At 47.8% G+C, this 22102-nt stretch carries 21 protein-coding genes and 1 other annotated feature; all 21 genes read right to left on the reverse strand.

Annotation, left to right across the window (positions count from 1 at the left end):
* Window positions 1-66 precede the first annotated feature (66 nt).
* Window positions 67-378, reverse strand: a complete 312-nt coding sequence (rpmA, locus tag MKY01_RS25255) for a 50S ribosomal protein L27 (protein ID WP_017692622.1) — start codon at window positions 376-378, stop codon at window positions 67-69.
* A gap of 23 nt (window positions 379-401) precedes the next feature.
* Entirely contained in the window at window positions 402-731 is a 330-nt protein-coding gene (locus tag MKY01_RS25260; protein ID WP_036605912.1) for a ribosomal-processing cysteine protease Prp, read from the reverse strand.
* Between the two features lie 14 nt (window positions 732-745).
* Window positions 746-1057 carry a 50S ribosomal protein L21 gene (gene rplU / locus MKY01_RS25265; RefSeq protein ID WP_017692620.1) on the reverse strand — a complete coding sequence of 104 codons (312 nt, stop codon included), beginning with the start codon at window positions 1055-1057 and terminating at the stop codon, window positions 746-748.
* A 155-nt stretch (window positions 1058-1212) separates the two neighbouring features.
* A complete protein-coding gene (locus MKY01_RS25270; protein ID WP_282320399.1) occupies window positions 1213-2463 on the reverse strand; it encodes an Rne/Rng family ribonuclease in 1251 nt (416 codons plus the stop codon).
* Window positions 2464-2569: 106 nt separating this feature from the next.
* The gene (locus MKY01_RS25275) at window positions 2570-3430 is read right to left on the reverse strand and encodes a M50 family metallopeptidase (RefSeq protein WP_036605910.1); all 861 of its coding nucleotides are present in this window, start codon (window positions 3428-3430) and stop codon (window positions 2570-2572) included.
* A complete protein-coding gene (locus tag MKY01_RS25280) occupies window positions 3423-4274 on the reverse strand; it encodes a M23 family metallopeptidase (protein ID WP_076320302.1) in 852 nt (283 codons plus the stop codon). The genes MKY01_RS25275 and MKY01_RS25280 overlap by 8 nt, the downstream gene beginning before the upstream one ends.
* 149 nt (window positions 4275-4423) lie before the next feature.
* Window positions 4424-5218: a septum site-determining protein MinD gene (minD, locus tag MKY01_RS25285; RefSeq protein ID WP_017692616.1), complete on the reverse strand. Its 795-nt coding sequence runs from the start codon at window positions 5216-5218 to the stop codon at window positions 4424-4426.
* Between the two features lie 3 nt (window positions 5219-5221).
* On the reverse strand, window positions 5222-5884 hold the full coding sequence (minC, locus tag MKY01_RS25290) for a septum site-determining protein MinC (RefSeq protein ID WP_017692615.1): 663 nt from the start codon (window positions 5882-5884) through the stop codon (window positions 5222-5224).
* A 74-nt stretch (window positions 5885-5958) separates the two neighbouring features.
* Complete coding sequence (gene mreD / locus MKY01_RS25295; protein WP_339284050.1) at window positions 5959-6492, reverse strand: rod shape-determining protein MreD; 534 nt, start codon at window positions 6490-6492, stop codon at window positions 5959-5961.
* Window positions 6492-7364 carry a rod shape-determining protein MreC gene (gene mreC, locus MKY01_RS25300; RefSeq protein ID WP_339284052.1) on the reverse strand — a complete coding sequence of 291 codons (873 nt, stop codon included), beginning with the start codon at window positions 7362-7364 and terminating at the stop codon, window positions 6492-6494. The genes mreD and mreC overlap by 1 nt, the downstream gene beginning before the upstream one ends.
* A 185-nt stretch (window positions 7365-7549) precedes the next feature.
* Window positions 7550-8584 (reverse strand): rod shape-determining protein, encoded by a 1035-nt coding sequence (locus tag MKY01_RS25305; RefSeq protein WP_017692612.1) that lies wholly within the window; start codon window positions 8582-8584, stop codon window positions 7550-7552.
* Between the two features lie 183 nt (window positions 8585-8767).
* The gene (radC, locus tag MKY01_RS25310; RefSeq protein ID WP_339284054.1) at window positions 8768-9457 is read right to left on the reverse strand and encodes a DNA repair protein RadC; all 690 of its coding nucleotides are present in this window, start codon (window positions 9455-9457) and stop codon (window positions 8768-8770) included.
* Between the two features lie 37 nt (window positions 9458-9494).
* The gene (locus MKY01_RS25315) at window positions 9495-10106 is read right to left on the reverse strand and encodes a Maf family protein (RefSeq protein ID WP_339284056.1); all 612 of its coding nucleotides are present in this window, start codon (window positions 10104-10106) and stop codon (window positions 9495-9497) included.
* Between the two features lie 94 nt (window positions 10107-10200).
* Entirely contained in the window at window positions 10201-10443 is a 243-nt protein-coding gene (locus tag MKY01_RS25320; RefSeq protein ID WP_047841183.1) for a DUF4321 domain-containing protein, read from the reverse strand.
* Window positions 10444-10588: 145 nt separating this feature from the next.
* Window positions 10589-11818 (reverse strand): SPOR domain-containing protein, encoded by a 1230-nt coding sequence (locus MKY01_RS25325; RefSeq protein WP_339284058.1) that lies wholly within the window; start codon window positions 11816-11818, stop codon window positions 10589-10591.
* 116 nt (window positions 11819-11934) lie between these two features.
* Entirely contained in the window at window positions 11935-13254 is a 1320-nt protein-coding gene (murC, locus tag MKY01_RS25330) for a UDP-N-acetylmuramate--L-alanine ligase (protein WP_339287263.1), read from the reverse strand.
* A 56-nt stretch (window positions 13255-13310) separates the two neighbouring features.
* Window positions 13311-14687, reverse strand: a complete 1377-nt coding sequence (locus MKY01_RS25335; RefSeq protein ID WP_339284060.1) for a folylpolyglutamate synthase/dihydrofolate synthase family protein — start codon at window positions 14685-14687, stop codon at window positions 13311-13313.
* 77 nt (window positions 14688-14764) lie between these two features.
* Entirely contained in the window at window positions 14765-17431 is a 2667-nt protein-coding gene (locus tag MKY01_RS25340) for a valine--tRNA ligase (RefSeq protein WP_339284062.1), read from the reverse strand.
* A 61-nt stretch (window positions 17432-17492) separates the two neighbouring features.
* Window positions 17493-17774: a binding site (T-box leader), on the reverse strand.
* 155 nt (window positions 17775-17929) lie between these two features.
* Window positions 17930-19513 (reverse strand): LysM peptidoglycan-binding domain-containing protein, encoded by a 1584-nt coding sequence (locus MKY01_RS25345; protein ID WP_315371658.1) that lies wholly within the window; start codon window positions 19511-19513, stop codon window positions 17930-17932.
* Between the two features lie 367 nt (window positions 19514-19880).
* A complete protein-coding gene (locus tag MKY01_RS25350; protein WP_101314283.1) occupies window positions 19881-20786 on the reverse strand; it encodes an RluA family pseudouridine synthase in 906 nt (301 codons plus the stop codon).
* Entirely contained in the window at window positions 20783-22087 is a 1305-nt protein-coding gene (gene hemL / locus MKY01_RS25355) for a glutamate-1-semialdehyde 2,1-aminomutase (protein WP_036605898.1), read from the reverse strand. Before hemL ends, MKY01_RS25350 begins: the two co-directional genes overlap by 4 nt.
* Between the last annotated feature and the right edge of the window lie 15 nt (window positions 22088-22102).

Consider the following 22102-nt stretch of genomic DNA (forward strand, 5'->3'; position numbering starts at 1 on the left):
AATAACCGTTGAATACAAAAAACCTTCGGCAAAAATGCCGAAGGCTCCTTAGGCGGAATGCCGATATTACGCTTCTACTGCTGCTGCTACAGGAGCAACATTAACAGGATAGATGCTTACTTTTTTGCGATCGCGTCCCCAACGTTCGAATTTTACAACGCCGTCGATTTTCGCGAACAAAGTGTCATCTTTACCGATGCCAACGTTAGTTCCTGGGTGAATTTTCGTTCCGCGTTGGCGAACGAGAATGCTACCACCAGTTACAGTTTGACCATCAGCACGTTTAACACCCAGACGTTGAGCATTACTGTCACGTCCGTTCTTCGTGGAACCTACACCTTTTTTCGATGCGAATAACTGAAGATTTAATTTCAACATGATTGGTTGTCCTCCTTCTTTGCTTATTTGAATTGCTGTATTTTAATATACTTCCCGTATGACTCTGCAATATTAGAGAGCATAACCACCATGGATTCGAGTAACAATTGTACCTGGGACCAGGTTTCCCCTCTCTCTAACAAAGGTAAAGAACCGCTTAAAAAGCCATTCTTCATCTTGGCATCCATTTCGACACCGGTCAATGTTTCAATCGAGTTCACCGTACCCACTGTAACAGCGGATACCCCGGCACATACGATGTCTTCTCCCCGCTTGGCAAAATTAGCATGCCCTTCAATGGAAAAACGTTCGATGTTCCCGTCCTCATCACGAAAGATTTGAACGATAATCACTTATCGCACCTTCTTTACGCTTTGATTGTTTCGATAGTTACTTTAGTGTACGGTTGACGGTGACCTTGCTTCACATGGTAGTTCTTTTTAGGTTTGTATTTGTATACGATAACCTTTTGTCCTTTGCCATGTTTCTCCACTTTAGCCGTTACAGTAGCTCCGGAAATCAATGGTGTACCTGCTGTCAAACCTTGATCGTTAGATACAGCCAGGACACGGTCGAACGTTACGCTTTCGCCATCGTTCGCAGTCAATTTCTCGATGAACAGAACATCGCCCTCTTGGACTTTGTACTGTTTGCCGCCTGTTTCAATAATTGCGTACATTTGCCTTGCACCTCCTCATGTCTCAGACTCGCCCGTTCTCAGGTGACAGTGTCCTTGCGGAACTATTCTTATACCCGGCCAGTGCGGTTACAGCATGTGCAAGACCATTAGGCTAAACACATACTTGAATATTATATCACGCAATATATCAAAAATCAATGCAATGGTGAAATATATCTTTTTCCCGTACCATGACAGAAAGAACACGGCTCCACATAGGGCAACGTACTCTCTTCCCGCACTTTCTTACGGGTAAGTTCGAGCAAACCCAGTTTGGTCCAACCCATTACAAATGCTTTGGTCCGATCCTTCTTGAGCTCACCTTCCAAGGTTGCTGCGACTTCATGCCGATTCGAAGCTTCCTCCATATCAATGAAGTCGACAATAATCATGCCACCGATATCCCGCAGGCGCATTAGACGGGCAATCTCCACTGCTGCCTGTATGTTGGTCTCTGTCACGGTCTCTTCCAGACTGTCACCGCCTGCTCCCGTATATTTACCCGTGTTCACATCCACTACAGTCAGAGCTTCGGTATGATCAATAACAATGTATCCGCCTCCGGGCAACCACACTTTCCGAGCAAAATCCTTATTCAACTGTTCCTGCACACCATAGGCAGCAAAGATGGATTCTGTTCCCCGATACACCTGTACTTTGGGTTGATGACCAGGACTAATCTCTTCGAGCAATGCTTTTACCTCACGGGCTTGTCCTTCACTATCAGTGATGACTTCGTCACTCCCTGGCGTATACACATCTCTGATGATTCGCTGTACCATGCTATGATCCCTATGCAAGAGGCTTGGTGAAGGCAAACTGTCCGCTTTTTCACGAATCAGATACCACTGCGCGCGTAATGTTTCCAAGTCCGACTTAATGGCTTCATGCTGCTCTTCTCCAGATACGGTCCGAATAATAAGTCCTTCTTCATCCCGCCTCAGTTGCTCCCCAAGTGCCTTAAGACGGGAACGATCCCCTTCACGGGCAATTTTCTTGGATACCGCTACGTAGTCAGCAACAGGCATGTAGACAAGCCAACGGCCCGGGAGTGAATAATGAGTCGTCACCCGGGCTCCCTTGCCTCCTACCGGTTCTTTCAGAACCTGAACAATGACTTCCTGACCCGGACGAAGCAACTCCGAGATGGAAGGCTTCACCTTGGGCTGTTTCTCCAGATGGGGATGCAACACATCGTCCACATAGAGAAACGCATTCTTTTTCTGACCAATATCCACAAAAGCAGCTTGCATACCTGGTAACACATTCACGACCCGTCCCTTGAAAAAGGAACCCAGCAGTCCACGATCACGTGTACGCTCTGCCGTAAATTCCACAGCTTTGCCTTCTTCCAGAAGCGCCATTTGCATGAGGTTATGTTCATTATGTACTATCATTTGTTTCATGGCTTCACCTCTAGAAGACAATTCAAATCATCCACATCCATTTCAGTATCTTTTCAATTCTCATTGTACATATATTAACCCATTTCAGAACAGGTCCACCAGAACACTACAATTTATTACCATTTTGTTGAAAATAGGAACCGATAATCCGTTGCTCAGGCAATACGGCCATAATTCGACCCTGTCTGTTCATCACGTATACCATATGGTATCTTTCTCTCTTTAATAGACGCAAAATAGTGTCCAAAGGTTTCGCCGGGAATGAGATTATTGGCTGCGCCAAACTGCCAGTAGCCGCGTGACGAGCAAACGCACCCTCTCGATTCATCAGAAAACGAATAAAGCGATAGGGCACATTTCGGTAATCCGTTACGTTGGAATAGAACAAAAAAAGGCCGATTAACAGAATGTTTAGCGGTAGGCCGTAGTCTCCAGTAAACCATCGGCTGATAGCATATAAAATAACCCCTACGCTACACAGAATGCTAATTCTGTAAGTCCACATTAATGTTGTATAGTAAGGTGCCCACAGACTGACAAGTGCCTGAACAACTTTACCTCCGTCCAGAGGAAGTACAGGCAACAGATTAAATAGGGCAATGAGCAGGTTCCCCTGAATGATATAGTTGAGAAATACCGGATCGCCCAGATTGCCATACTGCAACAGCATAACCACGCCAACCATCAGGATGTTTTGTAATGGACCAGCCAGAGCAATCATGATTTCCCGGTAGGCCGTGATCGTACCTCCATCTTCGATAACCGCAACTCCTCCAAAAGGAAGCATCTGGATCGACAAGACACGATAGCCCAGAAGTGCTGCCGCCGCAGCATGTCCACATTCATGAATGAATACGATGGCAAACAACGTAATAAGCTCAATAAAATGTCCAGTCAGAAGGGAGGCCATCATGATAATTACAAAAAACGGATGAAACGTAATATGGACTCCCCACACCCTAATCAAGGGCAACAACTTCCGCCGGGTCTACGTACTCCTCCCCCTCTTTGACTGCAAAATAGAGCGTGGCCGGTTGTTCACCACCCGTAGCCTTGAGACTCCCCACTGGATTCCCCGCTTCCACCCAATCATTCACGCTCACTTCACTTTCGTTCAGCCGACCGTATATTGCCGTGACATTGCCTGTATGTTGGATGACAACTGTGAATCCACTTGCTGCATCTCCGATAACCTCCATGACACGCCCAGCATCAGAACTTGCGACCTGTATAAGTTCTGCACCTGCGGCATCCGGAACGATCTCAATTCCCTTCATGCTCAGCGCGAATGGCTGAACCACTGTGCCTGAGATCGGTTTGCCCAGTAACTGCCTTACTTTCAATCCGTTCACGGCATCCGTCGTATGTCCGAGGACCGGAAGAAACGAAGGCGTTCCTCCAAAATGCCGTTCATACCAAGCCGCTGCTGAGGCAAAATCCATATCCCGATGGAGTGCATCCGCAATTACTGTTTTGGGTGATGTCGTCCACGATGTATCCAACTGAAATAGACCCCATACTCCGCCAAATATCAAAGCGCTAATAACCGTCCGTTTGAGAAGTGACTTGAACAGGTTGAATCTCGAATGCCCCCCTGGAACGAAATGACCATTCTCTTTTTTCCACAACCATTCCGGATCTCTTTCCTGTGTCCCCTCACTAGGCGGCGTAAATGGTTTCGGGTGTATGATCTCATTCTTGTCCAACAGTGAACCTAATTTCTGCTCCTGTAAGACCTCCACAGTGGCACCATCCATCAGTCGCCGGATACGTTCTTCTCGTCTCTGCTTGATTCTGAGTTTCGTGTTCATGGAATGTCCTCCCGCCGAGGCTTGTTTACTACATCCTATGAAGAGGTGGTTGATAATATGAACAAGCCTGCCCGCAGGTAACAAAAAAAGCCGGGCTATAAGCCACGGCTGTCATGTAATCAGATAATGAATAAGTCCATTTAAATGAGTTAACCCATTCCCAAGAACTTTTTGAAACGAGTAAAAGCACCCTTTTTCTGCTCCAGCTGCATCAATGGGACCGTATCTCCCAGAATGCGTCGTGCAATGTTGCGATATGCAATTGCCGCAAGTGAATCCGGATTCATGACCGTAGGTTCTCCTGAATTGGCCGCTTTGATGACCAGTTCATCATCAGGCACGATGCCAATCAGGTCAATATTAAGTACTTGTAAAATACCATCGATATCTAACATGTCACCCGATTTAACCATATTATTACGAATTCGATTCACCACCAGCTTTGGTGATTGAATGTGCGAACTCTCCAGCAGGCCGATGACACGATCCGCATCACGTACTGCAGCATTTTCCGGTGTAGTGACCACGATGGCCTGATCTGCTCCTGCTACCGCATTTTTGAAACCCTGCTCTATGCCGGCTGGGCAATCAATAATGACGTATTCAAAATCTTTTTTCAATTCAAGGATAATATCCTTGACCTGTTCTGGCGACACTGAGTTTTTGTCTCTCGTCTGCGCCGCAGGCAACATATATAATTCTTCGAAACGCTTGTCTTTGACCAAAGCCTGATTCAGACGGCAGCGGCCGTCCGCAACGTCGCACAGATCGTAAATAATACGGTTTTCGAGTCCCATCACGACATCCAAATTACGAAGGCCGATATCGGTATCTACCAGACAAACCTTTTTGCCGAGCAACGCCAGCGCTGTCCCGATGTTTGCCGAGGTGGTTGTTTTACCCACGCCGCCTTTACCCGAAGTGATCACGATCGCCTCTCCCATGAGCTACACTCCTTTAAACACATTAAAATCTCGGCGTAACCGAACGATATTGCTCATTTTGTCTATCTGCATCTGATTGTCCTGTAAGTAAGCAAATTCCATTCCGGTCTCTCGGCTCTCCCATTCATCGGGAGGACGACTGATGATATCCGCAATCCGCAGCTGCGTCGGTGCAAATACCGAAGCGGCAATGATCGCTTCCTCGTCCCCGCCAATTCCGGCATGAGCCATACCTCTGAGTGAACCCAACACATATATATCTCCGGTACACGTCACTGTGCCCCCCGGATTGATATCCCCAAGAAACAGGAGATTTCCTTCATGATGAAGCACCTGACCTGAACGCACCATACCACACATGGTTACAATCGGCGGTGGTCCTTTAACCTCCGGTTGGAGTGCAGGTGAGTCGATGGATCGAATAAGCAGATTCCCTTTTTGCTTCAATATATCGAGGATTGCTTCTTTCTGGTCCTCTGTCACTTCGCGGGCACCCAACTTGATATCCACATGAACAATCGGTCCGGTCAAAATATTTTGATGGCTGTGTTCCAGCTTATAGCGGAGCTCATAGAGCAATTCCTCGAATTCACATTGATCGTCCAACAGGAAAACCAGGCCGTCTCGGATGCCTTTAATCGTTACGTGATTCGATTTTACCGTCATAAGCCTGTCCCTCCCATCTCATTACATTTCGTGCCCGGGGCCCCAAGTTCCTGCTTTGCGCTCCATAAATGTATTTAGGAAGCTTCTTCTGTCTTGCTCCGTCTCTTGCCGATCCGCTCCAGTTGTTTCCGAAGCGGGACATAAATGATCAAGGCAAACACAAAATGAATGAACAAATTAGGAATCATGTATTCAATCAACGCCCAGTCAAAGGTCACGTGGTTAAGTTGGAAGAGCTTGTACAGGAAAAATAGCATGGTGTCATTAAGCAGGCTTCCCAAAATGACAACCGATACCATAACCGGCAGTGGTGCACGTGGTGCTTGAAAAATGAGTCCCATCATATATGCCGATAATCCCATCGAGAATCCATAAGGTCCAATCATCTCGCCGTAGAATACAACGTCATGCAATAGTCCAAAAAATATACCGAGTACTAGTGCCGTGTGTCGATGATGATATACAGCGATAAACAAAATTACGATATAGACCAGATTGGCAGAAATACGCATCTGCCAGCCAGAAGGGATGAGCAGCGGCAAAATTGTGCCTTCCGCAATGAACAAAACGAATAGTAACACGAACAAAACTTGCTTGCGTGTCACCATTACTCTTTTACCTCAGGCGGGATAATGACAATCAGCTCTTTCCAGTCAAGGAAACTTGCATATGGCTCAATTGTAGCTGTTTTGGTTAAACCATACTCACTTTTCTCGACACTCTTCACTTCACCAATCCGCATATACTTGGGAAAGTTATTGATGATCCCCGAAGAGATGATCTCATCACCCTTTTGGATATTAGAATCTTCCGAGATTTTGGTCATCTTGAGCATGCCCGTCTTCGGATCGTAGCTCTCAATCATACCAAACACTTTCTCTTTACCTACCGCCGTTGCTGCAATGGCATTGGATGTCGGATCATTGGCGTCCATGGACGTTAACAGATTAACCGTTGATGTATATGAGCTGACATGACTGATCACGCCGACCAGCCCTTCCTGGGAGGTAACGGCCATCCCCGGCTTGATTCCCGCATTTTCACCGATATCAATGTTAATGGTTCTGCTATTTGGATTCGAATTGGCACTGATAACCTGAGCAATTCGTGAACCATAATTGTATCGGTTCCGTTGTTCCTCGGTAAATTTAAGATTTTCTTCCAGCTGCGCAATTTTTTTGTCCATCTCATTGTATTTCAGCCGATCCCGGGTATAGTGACCCATCGCGATGCGAAGCTCTTCATTCTCATCATATACCGTACGCATGTTCGCTACATCTTTGAAAAAGCCCGCTACATAGGAAGCGGGCTTGTAAAATACGTATTGTACAAATCCAACTGAATCCTTCAGGAATTTCTCCGGCCAGGATAGAGTGGTTCGCGGACTGAGCGTAAAGCCCATTAACGCGATAAATGTAACAAGGCCCACCAGCAAAACAAAAAGTCTTTTGTTGCCTAGCAGTTTAAACAGTTCGAACACCCTCTAACATCCATATTCTCTTCCGAGCCATGCCCGGCGGGGAGACTGTCAGACCTGTAGTCCCTGCGAGAATATCAGCCGATCCTCCCCTGTTAAGCGGGTAATAGCTCATCCCCGGGGTTAACCGGGTCCTCTATAAAGATATCTTGCCACTTGGTCGCTATGCCAAGTTAGGCAAATACCAATTAACGTTTGGAACGAACTGCCGAACTGCTTCTGCTTTTGAACAAATGAATATTCTCAAGCGCTTTACCTGTTCCGATTGCTACACAATCCAGCGGGTTCTCAGCCACAATGACAGGCATTCCTGTCTCACCAGCGAGAAGCTTGTCCAGGTTGCGAAGTAACGCCCCACCACCTGTAAGAACAATACCCCGATCCATGATATCGGCTGCAAGTTCAGGCGGGCATTTTTCCAGTGTTACTTTTACCGCTTCAACAATTGCATTAACGGTATCAGCCAGCGCTTCACTGATCTCGTCCGAAGTAATCGTAATTGTCTTTGGCAGACCTGTTACAAGGTCACGTCCACGAATTTCCATCGTTTCTACTTGCTCCAATGGCATTGCTGATCCGATGTCCATCTTCAATTGCTCCGATGTACGCTCACCGATCATGAGATTGTATTGGCGTTTGATGTACTGGATAACGGATTCATCCATCTCGTCACCTGCTACACGAACCGAACGGCTCGTTACAATACCACCCAGAGAGATAACAGCCACTTCCGTTGTACCGCCACCAATATCGACAACCATACTACCTGTTGGTTCCCATACAGGCAGATCTGCACCGATTGCAGCAGCAAAAGGCTCTTCAATCGTATAGGCTTCACGTGCTCCAGCCTGTTTGGTTGCATCTTCAACCGCACGTTGTTCTACTGCTGTGATCCCGGATGGTACACATACCATCACGTTTGGATGACGCTGGAACATAGAGCGTTGTTTTTGCGCCTCACGGATGAAATATTTGATCATCGTTGCCGTTGTATCAAAATCGGCAATAACGCCATCTTTCATTGGACGAATAGCACGAATGTTACCTGGTGTACGTCCAATCATTTTTTTGGCGGCTTCACCTACTGCCTCGATGCTATTTGTATCTGTCCGTATAGCAACAACCGAAGGTTCTCGCACCACAATTCCTTTTCCTCGTACATAAACCAACGTATTTGCTGTCCCCAAGTCAATACCCAAATCTTTCGTAAAACCACCAAACATAACATAATCTCCTTTTCTGCCTCATATAGCCGCTCCATTCTGATCCAGAGCGTAATAATTTTATTCCCACGCAATACGTGGAGCTAATATTCGCATTTGTTTTTTTGCATTTGTAAAGTGAACCTATCTTTTACGGACAACGCCGTTAACATTCATAGGAAAACATCAACGCCAACCATTATATTATACTAAGCCCTTCTCCTTCAAACTTACGTACGTTCCATCTCCGATAATAATATGATCAAGCACGTCAATGCCAACAATAGCGCCTGCTTCAATCAGTCTCTTGGTTATTTGGATATCCTCCGGACTGGGCGTAGGATCACCACTCGGATGGTTGTGTGCGCACACAATCGATGCGCTGCTGCATTTGATGGCAGCCCGGAACACTTCACGTGGATGTACAATCGAAGCGTTAAGGCTGCCCATGGAGAGTGTTTCCTGGGCAATAATATGATTTTTGTTATTCAGAAAGAGACACACAAAATGTTCTTTTTGCAAGTAACGCAATTGTTCCATCAGGATATCAGCTGCATCACGCGGTGTACGAATTGAAGTCGACTGAGTTAGTCTGCTCTTGGCAATCCGATGACCCAGCTCAATGCCAGCTTTTAATTGCACAGCCTTGGCATTGCCGATCCCTTTCATCGCGGTCAGTTCTTCCAGACTCAAATCCATCAACGAGCGAATGCCACCCGCTTCGGCCAGAATCCGCTGTGCCATATGCACCGCGGATTCCTGTCTTGTGCCTGTTCGAAGTAAAATTGCCAGCAATTCAGCATGGCTTAAGGCGCCCGCCCCGTATTCCATCATGCGTTCTCTCGGGCGTTCTTCCTGGGGGATGTCGCGCATCATGTATTGAGGCGACTCCATATGTTCCCTCTTTTCATTTCACAACATTTGGCTTCATTCATATTCGTGGCAACACATGTACGCCGAACCCGTCCAACATATCACTTAGCAAAGATAGCGGCAAGCCAACCACATTAAAGTAACATCCTTCAATGCGGTCGATCAGTGAAGCACCAATACCCTGAATGGCATATGATCCTGCCTTATCTGAAGGCTCACCTGTCTGCACATAAGCACGGATGGTCGCATCCGACAGCTCTTTCATCGTTACATCGGTCTGGCGGTAATGAACTAACGACTGTCCATTGCCCGCATCAATACAAGCGACACCCGTGAACACCCGATGTACGCGCCCCTGCAGCCTTGATAACATACGTTCAGCATCCGCTTCGTCTAAGGGTTTGCCTAGAATCTCACCATCCAGAACAACAACGGTGTCACTACCAACAATAATGGCTTCCTGCTCGCGGCCTTCAAGCCCACGATACACGGCAAGCGCCTTGCGCAAAGCAAGTTCCTGTACCGTCTGTTCAGGTGTCCACTCTGGTGGTGTATCTTCATTGGCATGACTTGGTATTACATCAAACGCTAGGTGGAGTGATGCGATCAGTTCTTTGCGCCGAGGCGATGTGGAGGCCAGAATAATAGGGCGCTGTTGTGTGTTATCCAAAATGAACGGCTCCTTATGCCACGGCAACATCCTGTCCGGATCACGATAATAGATGTCACTGGTTTAATTTTTTTCGTCATAACTCGTCATTCTCCTACAGTCTGCGATAAAGCCACACAGCGGCAATCATACCGATCAGACTCAGAAGGCTCATTTGAAATTGAAGTGAAATATCATAACTGATAATATCCAGATCAGCCTGTGGCGACCAACGTATGGTCGTGGCTTTCGTAAGAAAGGCTACTGCCTTTACAGGCTGCAGTGCCTTGGCGATCCACGCTCCGGCCATCCAGCCGAGCAGCAGAAACAGCAATAACATGCCGAAGTTTTTTTTCATCGGTAATCTTCCCTCGCCATTTTTTGACACCCACATTATTATACGGGGTTTTGTACGTCAATACAAACACAAATCCGGCAAGGGGAACTATTTCCAGTTCCTTGCCGGATGGGTATTTCCAAGCGTTGTTATGGGAAAGAGCATGTTACTGCTTTATCGCTTCGAGCCATTTTTTCTGCTGCAGTACATATTCCATCAGATCGGACTGCACGGACCACATGTGTACATCATCCGGGTTTTTGTTGTACTCCGCTATAGCCGTAATTGCACTGTTCATTGATTTCTCCATTCCACCAATAATAGGTTGTACATCTGCGGTCAGGCCAGGTGTAAGACTATTCAATCCCGTCAGCCATGACTCGTGCTTATTTTGAATCGCTTTCATCGTTTCTGTAGAAACTGCTGCCGGAACAGACTGTCCCAGCTGCTGAATGGACAAGGTAGATAATTGTTCCACCAGTGCAGAACTGTTTGTGAAGAAAAGCTGCACATCCTCTTGTTTGCCACCGAATATAGCCGGGTTGATCTCAGGGTTCACAATCTCCTTGACATACAGTTCAACTCCCTGGGCTTTTAACCTGGAGCTAAGTAGCTTGGCCTCTTCACGATCAGCCGAAATGCCTGCATATACTCGATTGCCATCTTCAGGATCAGAACCTGCGGCTATACCTGCCTGAGCCAGTTCAAGCTTAGCCTGCTCAGCTCGTTCAGGAGAACTGAACACGCCGTATTGAAGTGCATAATACGTACTGCCAGTCGCCGCTGTCTGAAGTTGCTGCTCTGTACCTGCAGTCCCCTCCTGACCCGTCACAGTGGAAACTGCCTGATTGACGGGCAGAAGATCGCCTGGCTTCGCGGCTCCTTCTTTATTAAAAAATGAAAGAATAACCATACCAAAAAGTGCTCCGGTAACAAGTGCACCAGTGACAGAACCAATCATTTTCCAGCCCCTTGGAGGGCGATTGCGTTTATAGGAATAGTTCTCCGAATCTGCAAGCCAGTCGTGGCCCTGATCATCATGGGCATTGGACAGATCACGACGCTCTTCCTCCGGATTATCGGTGTGATTAACATAACCGTAACCGGAACGGTTCCCAAAATAATGGGCCTCATCCAAGTTCAAGTTCGAATCATGACTCACTCGCTCGTCAGGTTCAGGTACAGTAGAGCTTGTCAGCACCGTCTCTCCCCAGTCTCCGGGGATATCCTCAGGCGTCCATGATGGGGTTGTATCCATCTGCTTAGGCGTTAGCGGTTGATTATGCGGTAATTCTTCACTTAACGTCACCAATGGACTGGACGCGGATATCCTCTTGTTTTCAGGCTTGTCCGACTCATGATCCCCGAAGCGAAACGTCATTCTAGCATTGCTCACCCGTACCCTCTCCTTTGTCCCATTTATATAAGCTATATGCAGAGACTGGAGAATACATTCCATATAACGCAAAAAACGCCTGCTTCGTATCGAAGACAGGCGATTTCTCAATTGATCTATTTCAAACCTTTGGCAAGTGTATCGCCGACTTTCCAGATATCACCTGCGCCCATCGTAATCACAAGATCTCCTGGCTGCAGACGATGTTGCAGATCAGCCACCACTTCTTCTTTTGTAGGAAGGTAACGTGCAGAAGCATTACTGTTTTGAACGATCAGTTCAACCAGTCGGGCTGACGTTACCCCTTCGATCTGTTTTTCGCCCGCAGGAGAATAGATGTCCGTAATAAGCACCTCATCCGCTTCCGCAAAAGCACGACTGAACGCATCCAGCAGGAAGAACGTCCGCGTATAACGCTGTGGCTGGAATACCGCAATAATGCGTTTGCCCGTTGCTTTGGCGGCACTAATGGTAGCTTCAATCTCAGTCGGGTGATGAGCATAATCATCGATGATCAGCATATCGCGCGCCTCGCCCAATACCTGGAATCTACGTTTGGCTCCATGGAACTGGATGATAGCTGCCACAATCTTCTCAAATGGAATGCCTGCTTCCAGACAGGTAATCACAGTAGCCATCGCATTATAAACGTTATGCTTACCCGGCACTGATAATTCCACCGTGCCCATAGCAGCACCCTGATGATTCATCGTAAAGGAGATACGGCGATCGCCCAATACAATATCCGTTGCCGTATAATCTGCAGCACGATCAATACCATAGGTTGTAATCCGCGACTTGAGTTCTGGCAAAATCGCTTGAACATTCTCGTCGTCAGAACACACAATCGCTGTTCCTTCCGGACGAATCTGGCTCAGGAACTTCACATAAGCCCTTTTGAGCTCCTCAAAATCACTGTTGTAATTCTCCAGATGATCTGCCTCAATATTGGTTACAATACCGAGCCATGGATGGTACTGCAGAAACGAACCATCGCTCTCGTCCGCTTCAGCGACTACCCAGTCGCCTTGACCGGCCTTCGCGTTGGTACCCACATTCATGATCTCTCCGCCAATAATGTATGTCGGATCTGTATCACATTTATCCATAACAAGTGCAATCATGGATGAAGTGGTTGTTTTACCATGAGCCCCAGCTACAGCCACACCTTTACGTTCGTTCAACAAACGTGCAAGCATCTGGGAACGATGCAGAATCGGAATGTTCAGCTCTGCAGCTGCTACCCGTTCCACATTATCAGCAGGCGCTGCCGTAGAGTAGACAACAAGATCTGCTCCAGTGACGTGCTCTGCCGTATGTCCGATATATATTTTCGCTCCCTTGGCTGCCAACTTCTCGGTCAACTCCTGTGAAGCGACATCCGATCCGGTAACGGTGTATCCCATTTCCAACATAACTCTTGCGATGGCACTCATGCCATATCCGCCAATCCCTATAAAATGAACGTGTTCCGATGTATTTAACAAAACTTTCACCAACCTTTTTCAGAATCGGTTTGATGCAAAAGGGCTGCCCGCACATCCGCAATCAGGTACAGTGTGCCGGAGACCACCCCCAGATCTTCCGCTTCCGTCCGTGACTTCAATAGATCAAGTGCCTTTGCCCATTCGGGCTCGACGATGATTTCCAGTTCCTGCTTCGCAATGGCGGGACGTACCCGTTCGACAATCTGCAGCAATTCGGCTGCATCCATTTTGCGTCGGAAATCTGGCTCGGTCAGGATCAGCGTATCCACTAGTGGCAGTATATGCTGCAAATACGCTTCGTGATGCTTATTTGCCAACATACCCATCATCAAAATTAACTTGTTGTGCGGATAGACATCCATAATGCTCTTGGCCAGTGACTCTGCCCCTTCCGGATTATGTGCTCCATCAAGCACAATTCGGGGTTCATCGACGACTTTTTCGAATCTTCCTGCCCAGAAAGCATTCTCCAGTCCAAGTGCAATATCGTTGTCATCCAGCATAAATGCCATGTATTGTCTAAGCAATTCAAGCACCATAAGTGCGGCCGCTGCATTGTCACATTGATGTGAACCCTGCATGCGTATGCGAACGTCCAGATCACGGAACGGGCCTGTAAAATGAAAAGATTGTCCGTTCTCATTGCTGTCCAGTCTATGATAAGAGAATTGATCTCCAGCCAAATACAAGCTTGATTGAAGCTGCTGTGCTTTCTCCTGAATCACCTTCACAGCTTCGGGTTGAGTCGCGCAAGTCACAACGGGTACTCCCGGCTTGATAATACCTGCCTTTTCTCCAGCAATCTGCTCAATCGTATCTCCAAGCACATCCGTATGATCCATACCAATGTTCGTGATGACGGACACAACAGGTGCGACAATATTCGTTACGTCCATCCTTCCCCCTAGCCCCGTCTCCCATACCACAACGTCAGGGTAACACTCCTCTGCATAGTACAGAAGCGCCAGAGCCGTGGACACCTCAAACATCGTGGGTGATCCAAGCGGAGTTGAGGCCATTTCCATGACCAGTGGATGTAATCGGTTCGAGAGCTTAAGCAGGATTTCTTCAGGAATATCCTCACCGTTGTATTGAAAACGGTTTGTAAACTTGGTGATATAAGGCGACGTAAAGGTACCCACATCATATCCAGCCTGAAGAAGCACTGACGTCAAAAAAGCGCAAGTCGAACCTTTGCCGTTCGTTCCCGCGACATGAATAAATTTGAGACGTTGGTGTGGATTGCCTAACATGGACATCAGACTCTCGATTCGTTCCAATCCAGGTCGGATGCCAAAAGGAATAAGGCCATTGATCCAGTCCACGGCCTCGTTATACGTAAGTAAAGGAGCTGCTGCATCTGTCCCGTCTAATTCCGTCATCTGATTCACCTTCGGTCCGAATTTGAGTGAAAAAAGCGGCCGGATGGCATAATGGCTCTCCATCCGACCCACATATATTAACCTTTAAGTTCCTTGATTCGTGCAATCACTTTATCCCGTTTATCGGAATAATCTGCTTGTTTGGCGCGCTCTTCCTCAATAACTTTGGCAGGAGCTTTGGCTACAAAGCCTTCGTTCGCCAGCTTTTTCTCTACACGGAGAACTTCGCCCTCAAGGTTCTCCAACTCTTTCTCCAAACGAGCCACTTCCTGCTCGATATCAATAAGACCTGCGAGCGGCAAGTATAGTTCTGCCCCCGTAATGATCGCAGTCATTGCCTTATCCGGTGAGTTTAAATCCAGCCCACTATCGAACTCGGACGTATTACAGAAACGTTTGATGTAGTGACTGTTACGCGCAATGATGCTGGACGTCTCAGCACTATTTGCTTTGACCATCAACTCGATCTTTTTGCTCATCGGCACGTTCACTTCTGCACGAATGTTTCGCACTGCACGAATGGTATCCATGAGCAGGTTCATCTCGGCAACAGCCTCTGGGTTCTCAAGAGCAGGATCATATACCGGCCATGATGCCAGCGTAATGGTCTCACCTTCATGCGGCAGATGCTGCCAGATCTCTTCGGAGATGTATGGCATAAACGGATGAATCAGGCGCATGGTCTGATCCAGCACATAAGCAAGCACCGATTGTGTTTTCTTCTTGGCAACCGGATCTTCCCCATAGAAGGACAGCTTAGCAAACTCAATGTACCAGTCACACAGGTCATCCCAGATAAAGTTATACAACACACGACCCGTTTCCCCAAATTCATACGCTTCGATTAGACGCGTAATATCGCGGGAAGTTTCGTTCAGACGGTGCAAAATCCAATAATCGGCTGTACCAAGCTCTCCGCTGATGTCACGTTCCTCATAGGTGAATCCTTCCAGATTCATCAATGCAAAGCGCGAAGCATTCCAGATCTTGTTGGCGAAATTACGAGCCTGCTCCACCCGTTCCCAACGGAAACGGAGATCCTGACCTGGCGTGCTGCTGGTTGAGATCATGTAACGCATTGCATCTGCGCCGTATTTCTCAATCACATCCAGCGGATCTACACCGTTGCCCAATGATTTGGACATTTTGCGTCCATCTGCATCACGAACAAGACCATGCATCAGCACATCCTTGAACGGAATCTCATCGGTGAATTCCAGTGCAGTGAAAATCATACGTGCAACCCAGAAATATATGATGTCATACCCTGTCACAAGTACACTTGTCGGATAATAACGTTTCAGGTCTTCCGAATCTTCCGGCCAGCCTAGTGTGGAAAATGGCCATAAGCCGGAGCTAAACCAAGTATCGAGTACGTCTTCGTCCTGTCTGAGCTTGCGTCCAGCATACTCTGGCAGCGTTGTTGGATCTTCAGCAGATACGATGATTTCACCCGTTTCTTCATCATACCAGGCAGGAATACGATGTCCCCACCACAGTTGACGGGAAATACACCAGTCACGAACGTTCTCGATCCAGTTCAGATAGGTTTTCTCAAAACGATCTGGAACAAAATTAACCCCTTCGCCGCTCTGTTGTTTTTTAATCGCTCTCTCTGCAAGTGGCTTCATCTCAACGAACCACTGTGTAGACAGATACGGCTCAACAACAGCTCCGGTACGTTCACTGTGTCCAACCTGATGCGTGTGATCCTCAATGTTGATCAATACGCCCTGCTCTTTCAAGTCAGCAACAATCTGCTTGCGGCAGTCACTGCGGTCCAGTCCCTGATACTTGCCTGCCTCAGCATTCATTGTGCCGCTCTCATCCATTACCGTAATCTGAGGAAGATCATGACGAAGACCTACTTCAAAGTCATTTGGATCATGCGCAGGTGTGATTTTAACTGCACCACTTCCAAACTCTTTATCCACATAATCATCAGCGATAATTGGAATTTCGCGTCCAATGATAGGCAGTACAAGTACTTTACCAATCATATCTGCATAACGCTCATCCTTCGGATGAACAGCAACCGCTGTATCACCCAGCATCGTTTCAGGACGCGTTGTTGCCACTGTAACGTAGCCACTTCCGTCTTTGAGCGGGTACCGCAGATGGTACAGGTGACCCTGAACCTCTTTATATTCAACCTCAATGTCGGACAGAGCTGTCCGGTTCACCGGGTCCCAGTTAATGATACGTTTGCCTCGGTAAATAAGGCCTTTTTCATACAGTTGAACAAATACTTTACGAACCGCTTGGGACAGACCTTCATCCAGCGTAAAACGTTCACGTGAGTAATCAAGCGACAATCCCATTTTGCCCCATTGCTGACGAATGGTAGTGGCATATTGATCTTTCCAGTCCCATACCTTCTCCAGAAACTTCTCACGTCCCAGATCATAACGAGTCAGACCTTCTTCACGCAGCTTCTGCTCCACTTTGGTTTGGGTAGCAATACCTGCATGGTCGGAACCCGGAAGCCACAGTGCGTCATAACCTTGCATCCGTTTGGTGCGGATCAGAATATCCTGCAGTGTAAAATCAAGCGCATGCCCAATGTGCAGCATCCCGGTCACATTTGGGGGTGGAATTACAATCGTATACGGCTCGGCATCTTTACGTTGACCGGCTTTGAAATATCCACGCTCCATCCAGGTGGAGTACCATTTATCCTCTGCCGCCTTAGGATCGTAAGTGGTCGGCATTTCTGTTGCAGCTGATTTTTTTTCCTCAGACATGTGTCATTCCTCCGTTACTTCATCATCTTCGCCAAAAAAAACAAAAAAAACCTTTCATCCATCAAAGGACGAAAGGTTAGCTTTCGCGGTACCACCTTTGTTTCACGCCTACAGCAAGATAGACTTCACCCTCTGTACATGACGTGACACTTCAAGCAGATAACGGCTGCTACCGGCCCATCCTACCTCAGTAATAAATGACGATAGATCTCATTCATCCCTTGTATTCAAACAGGCAACTCCCGGGCGACTTCGATCAGTTGGTTCCTGCGGAATCTCACAGCGTTGCAATTCCACTCTCTGAAAGGTCATACTGTCTACTACTCCCGTTCCACGTTGTTCTTCAAAAAACCTACACACATCATACCTTGCTCGTGCGCGATAGTCAACCTGACAACAGCGGATAAAGAGCGCTGGAATGCAGGTTTAGGACGAATCATGCAAAAACCCGCAATCCTCAAGGGGATCACGGGTCGTAACGAAGGCTTTAACTACGGATTAAGGGATGTACAATATCTGCCCTTCTTCCACAACCTGCTCAGATAATCGGTTATACAACTGAAGTTCCCTCGTGCTCAATTGATATCGATCTGCAATAGCATCCAGTGTATCTTCTCGCTGAACAATGCAAAGTTTCACCTTGCGGAACGGGGTCTGGTCCACGATCGTTCCCAGGAACAGGTTCTTCCATTCCACATCATCAGCTGGATACGTTTCTTCCTGTACCACACCCGCAGGAACCTCATCGCCTCGCTCCACTTCAGCATCGCGTGCCGCTCTACCGGAGGATAACAAAGAAGAGATACCTACGCCCTCTTCTTGCCGTGGTGCGGATTCTTTTTTGCTGCCAAAAGCAACCTTCAGCTCCGGCTTGTCTTCCGTCTCAGCCACAGGTTCAGGAACAAATGCTTCGTTCTGTACGAACTCGTCTACCCCAGTCGCTTCAAAAGACGGCCGGTCTTCCTCAGCGTTGCCTGGTTCGGACGAAGCAAATACACCTTGCCAGTTCTCCGCCTGTGATTCAACCGGAACATCGGCAACTGCCTGATTCTCCTGCTGAGGTACAGATCTCGCGGATTCGAAGTGCCATACCTCTGGTGCGTCCGGTACATCCGGTGATGCCAACTCATTAGATGATTGAGCAGTAGGCTCTGAGACTGCTTGATCTGCACTTCTCGAGTTCGCAGGCAATGCATCCACGGAAGGCTCGGACCAACCCGAAGACTCATCTTCCAGAGGCAACAATGGTTCCGACTCAGGGTAAGAAGCTAATCGATCTGCGGTCTCAGCCATAAATGACGAGATCGGAGAAGGTTCGCTGTATTGCTCATGAGATGCCAATTCATCTCCATTCGCTGTCAGAGATGCGGGATCTTCATTTGCATCAGGTTGTCTGTTTTCGTTAACGTACTCCGCACTTAGCTCCTCAGATTGAAGTGGCTCTGCGGATGACGCATTCGCATAATCCTGCTGCCATTCTTCGCTATTCCTTAATGTCTCTTCCCGTGTGGACAGGTCAGCGAATTCCGGAGCACCATATGCAAGTTCTGCTGCATTCGTAAGTCTCTCTTCCTCACTCCGCTGGAGCAGGTACTCTTGTGCAAATGTGTTGGGATCGCTACCTGCCTGTGCTGCTTCATCGGAACGGTTGGATTGCTGAGCATCAGGTGAATGAACAACTGTAAACTCATCTGCTGACCACACTTGTGGCTCTTCAACAGGAAAACCTTCGATACCTCGTAGCGACAACACGCCTGTAATGTTCAGACTGCGATTGGATAACAGATCCACGTCAAAATTTTCGATCTCGATGGAAATATCCTCAATCGATCTGACCCGGTTCAGCGGCACTGTGATCTCCACGGGAATGAAATGTTTGAGCTCCTCTGAAGCCTCATTCTCTCCTCTGTACGCACCTGTAAGTAAAAGATGTCCTCTTAACGTGGCATGATCATCCTGCCCTATGACTTGAATGCGCGGGTATAGTTCAATCTCCTCCAGTTCCTCAATCGCAGGGACTCCCTCAGACAAATGAACGCGCTCATAAATATCGAACCGCAAACCATAAGGTTGATTCAACAAAGGTGGCGTCCTCCTTTCGGCATATGTTCACCATGATCCTTCTCATGGGACTGATCCATGGTCCAAATCCTTCGTTACCCCATCTATATGCCTTGAATGAGAGGAGCATGCCACCTTTTGAAAAACCTTGCTATATATGTTCAACTCATGGTTATTTACACTGTCACTCCAATGACAGAACAACCTTCCGATCACTGTTATCCCCAGATTTTTTTTGATTCCCTTCTTCAAAGGGAAAAACCGGGGATAGCTTATGCTTCCGAAGTAGCTTTCTTTCAGAAAGCTTTTAGGCGAACGCTTTACTTCTTCTGGTTGTTTCTGTCCTTTCCGTTTTCGTGTATATAGTTAGTCGAACTTATATAGTGTACTAGTAAGACCCCTCTCGCTCTGCCAATTGTGTGAAGTCGGATGGCCAACGGTCGTTCACTTCAATCATCGCTCCGGTTAACGGATGACTAAACTTAAGCATCTCTCCATGAAGTGCTTGTCGCCCAATGGCATCCGCTCTACCACCATACAACGAATCACCAATGAGCGGGTGTCCCGCGTAACTCAGGTGTACACGAATTTGGTGTGTTCGTCCTGTATCCAGCTTTAATCGTACAAGGGTTGCTCTTTCCCACACTTCGACGGTCTCCACATGAGTAACAGCTTCCTGTCCACCTTCCGAGACACGTCTGCGCTGCTTGTGATGTCTATCCTTGCCAATCGGAGCATCAATTTTGTGGAGTTCAAGGGGAATTTGTCCACCTGCAATAGCTACATAATGGCGACCAATCTCTTTACGACGCATCGCTTCATCCAGTTTGGCGAGGGCAAAAGCATTTTTGGCATATAGGACAGGTCCCGTTGTATCCTCATCCAGTCGATGAACATGGCGAACGCTCGCCTGGATTCCGTTCATTTCATAATAAGAGGCAACCACATGATCCAGCGTGATCGCCTGATCGGTACGGCTTCCATCTGGATGCAGTTTCATGCCTGCAGGTTTGTGCATAACCAGACAGAAATCATCCTCATATAATACATCCACATCAGCCCAGCGTGGCTCAACATCGATTGGCTGGGACGCAAAAAGGGCCAGCCGAAGCCGGTCCCCTGCAAGTTGTATTCCTTGGTTTGCTTTCAGCTGACGGAGCAGTTTCTCCGGAAACTGAAGCTCAGACAATAACCATTGCTCTGCAGCCATCGGTTTGTCCGAGCTGCCTGTTACGGCTTTCCCTGGCATCAGCTCAAGCCATTCCCCGCGGCGTTTCCAACTTTTGATGGTCATAGCGATTGAAGAGCTTTACGATTCGCCTCAATCGTATCGTCAATATCCTGCTCCGTGTGCACACCAGAGACAAACATACCTTCGTATTGCGAAGGCGCAACACTCACACCTTGATCAATCATGGCCGCAAAATAACGACGGAATTGATCCAGATTGCTTTCTTTGGCAATATCATAATTGGTTACTGGAACGGCACTGAAGAATGGACAAACCATGGAACCCACACGGTTAATGGTTATCGCAATACCCGTCTCAGCTGCATTTTTCTCGAATCCGGCTTGCAGACGTGCAGACAATGTCTCCAGACGGTCATAGACCTCTGGTGTTAACAATTTGAGCGTTGTATACCCTGCTGCCATAGCCAGCGGATTCCCGCTCAATGTACCTGCCTGATAGATTGGTCCTGTTGGAGCAATCTGTTCCATCAGATCCCGACGACCACCATAAGCGCCAACCGGGAGGCCGCCACCGATAACTTTACCCAGACAAGTCAGGTCAGGTGTAACCCCATACCGTCCCTGAGCACAGTTCAACCCTACGCGGAAACCGGTCATGACTTCGTCAAAAATAAGCAGGCTGCCATATTGGGTCGTCAAACTGCGCAGCCCTTCAAGGAAACCGGAAGCCGGAGGAACAACCCCCATGTTACCTGCCACAGGCTCCACAATAACAGCGGCCAGTTCTTCACCATAACGTTCAAAAGCAAGTCTCACGGACTCCAGATCGTTATAAGGCACCGTAATGGTATTCACAGCTACGCCTTCAGGCACGCCTGGACTATCTGGAAGACCCAGCGTTGCAACACCTGAGCCAGCCTTGATCAGCAAGCTGTCTGCATGTCCATGATATGATCCTTCAAACTTCAGAATTTTACTGCGTCCGGTTACCCCGCGTGCCAGTCGAATGGCACTCATCGTTGCTTCAGTTCCAGAATTAACCATCCGCACGATATCGATAGAAGGTACACGCTCACAGACCAGTTTTGCCATCTCGGTCTCCAGCAAGGTAGGCGCACCAAAGCTTGTTCCTTTGAGGGCTGTCTCACGCAAAGCTTCTACAACGTCAGGGTGTGCATGTCCCATAATGAGTGGGCCCCAGGATCCCACATAGTCAATAAAAACATTGCCATCAATATCGTAGATTTTGGACCCTTCACCACGTTCTGCATAGATCGGAGTAAGTCCCACCGATTTGAATGCGCGTACAGGGCTGTTCACACCCCCGGGTATGTACTGCTTCGCTTCCTCAAACGCGCTGCGTGAGCGCTCATCATTGCGACGATTACCTTGTTGTGCAGTCATGAATATCCTCCTCAA

Origin of the sequence: Paenibacillus sp. FSL R5-0486 (genome assembly GCF_037975155.1) — a bacterium.
Lineage (GTDB): Bacteria > Bacillota > Bacilli > Paenibacillales > Paenibacillaceae > Paenibacillus > Paenibacillus amylolyticus.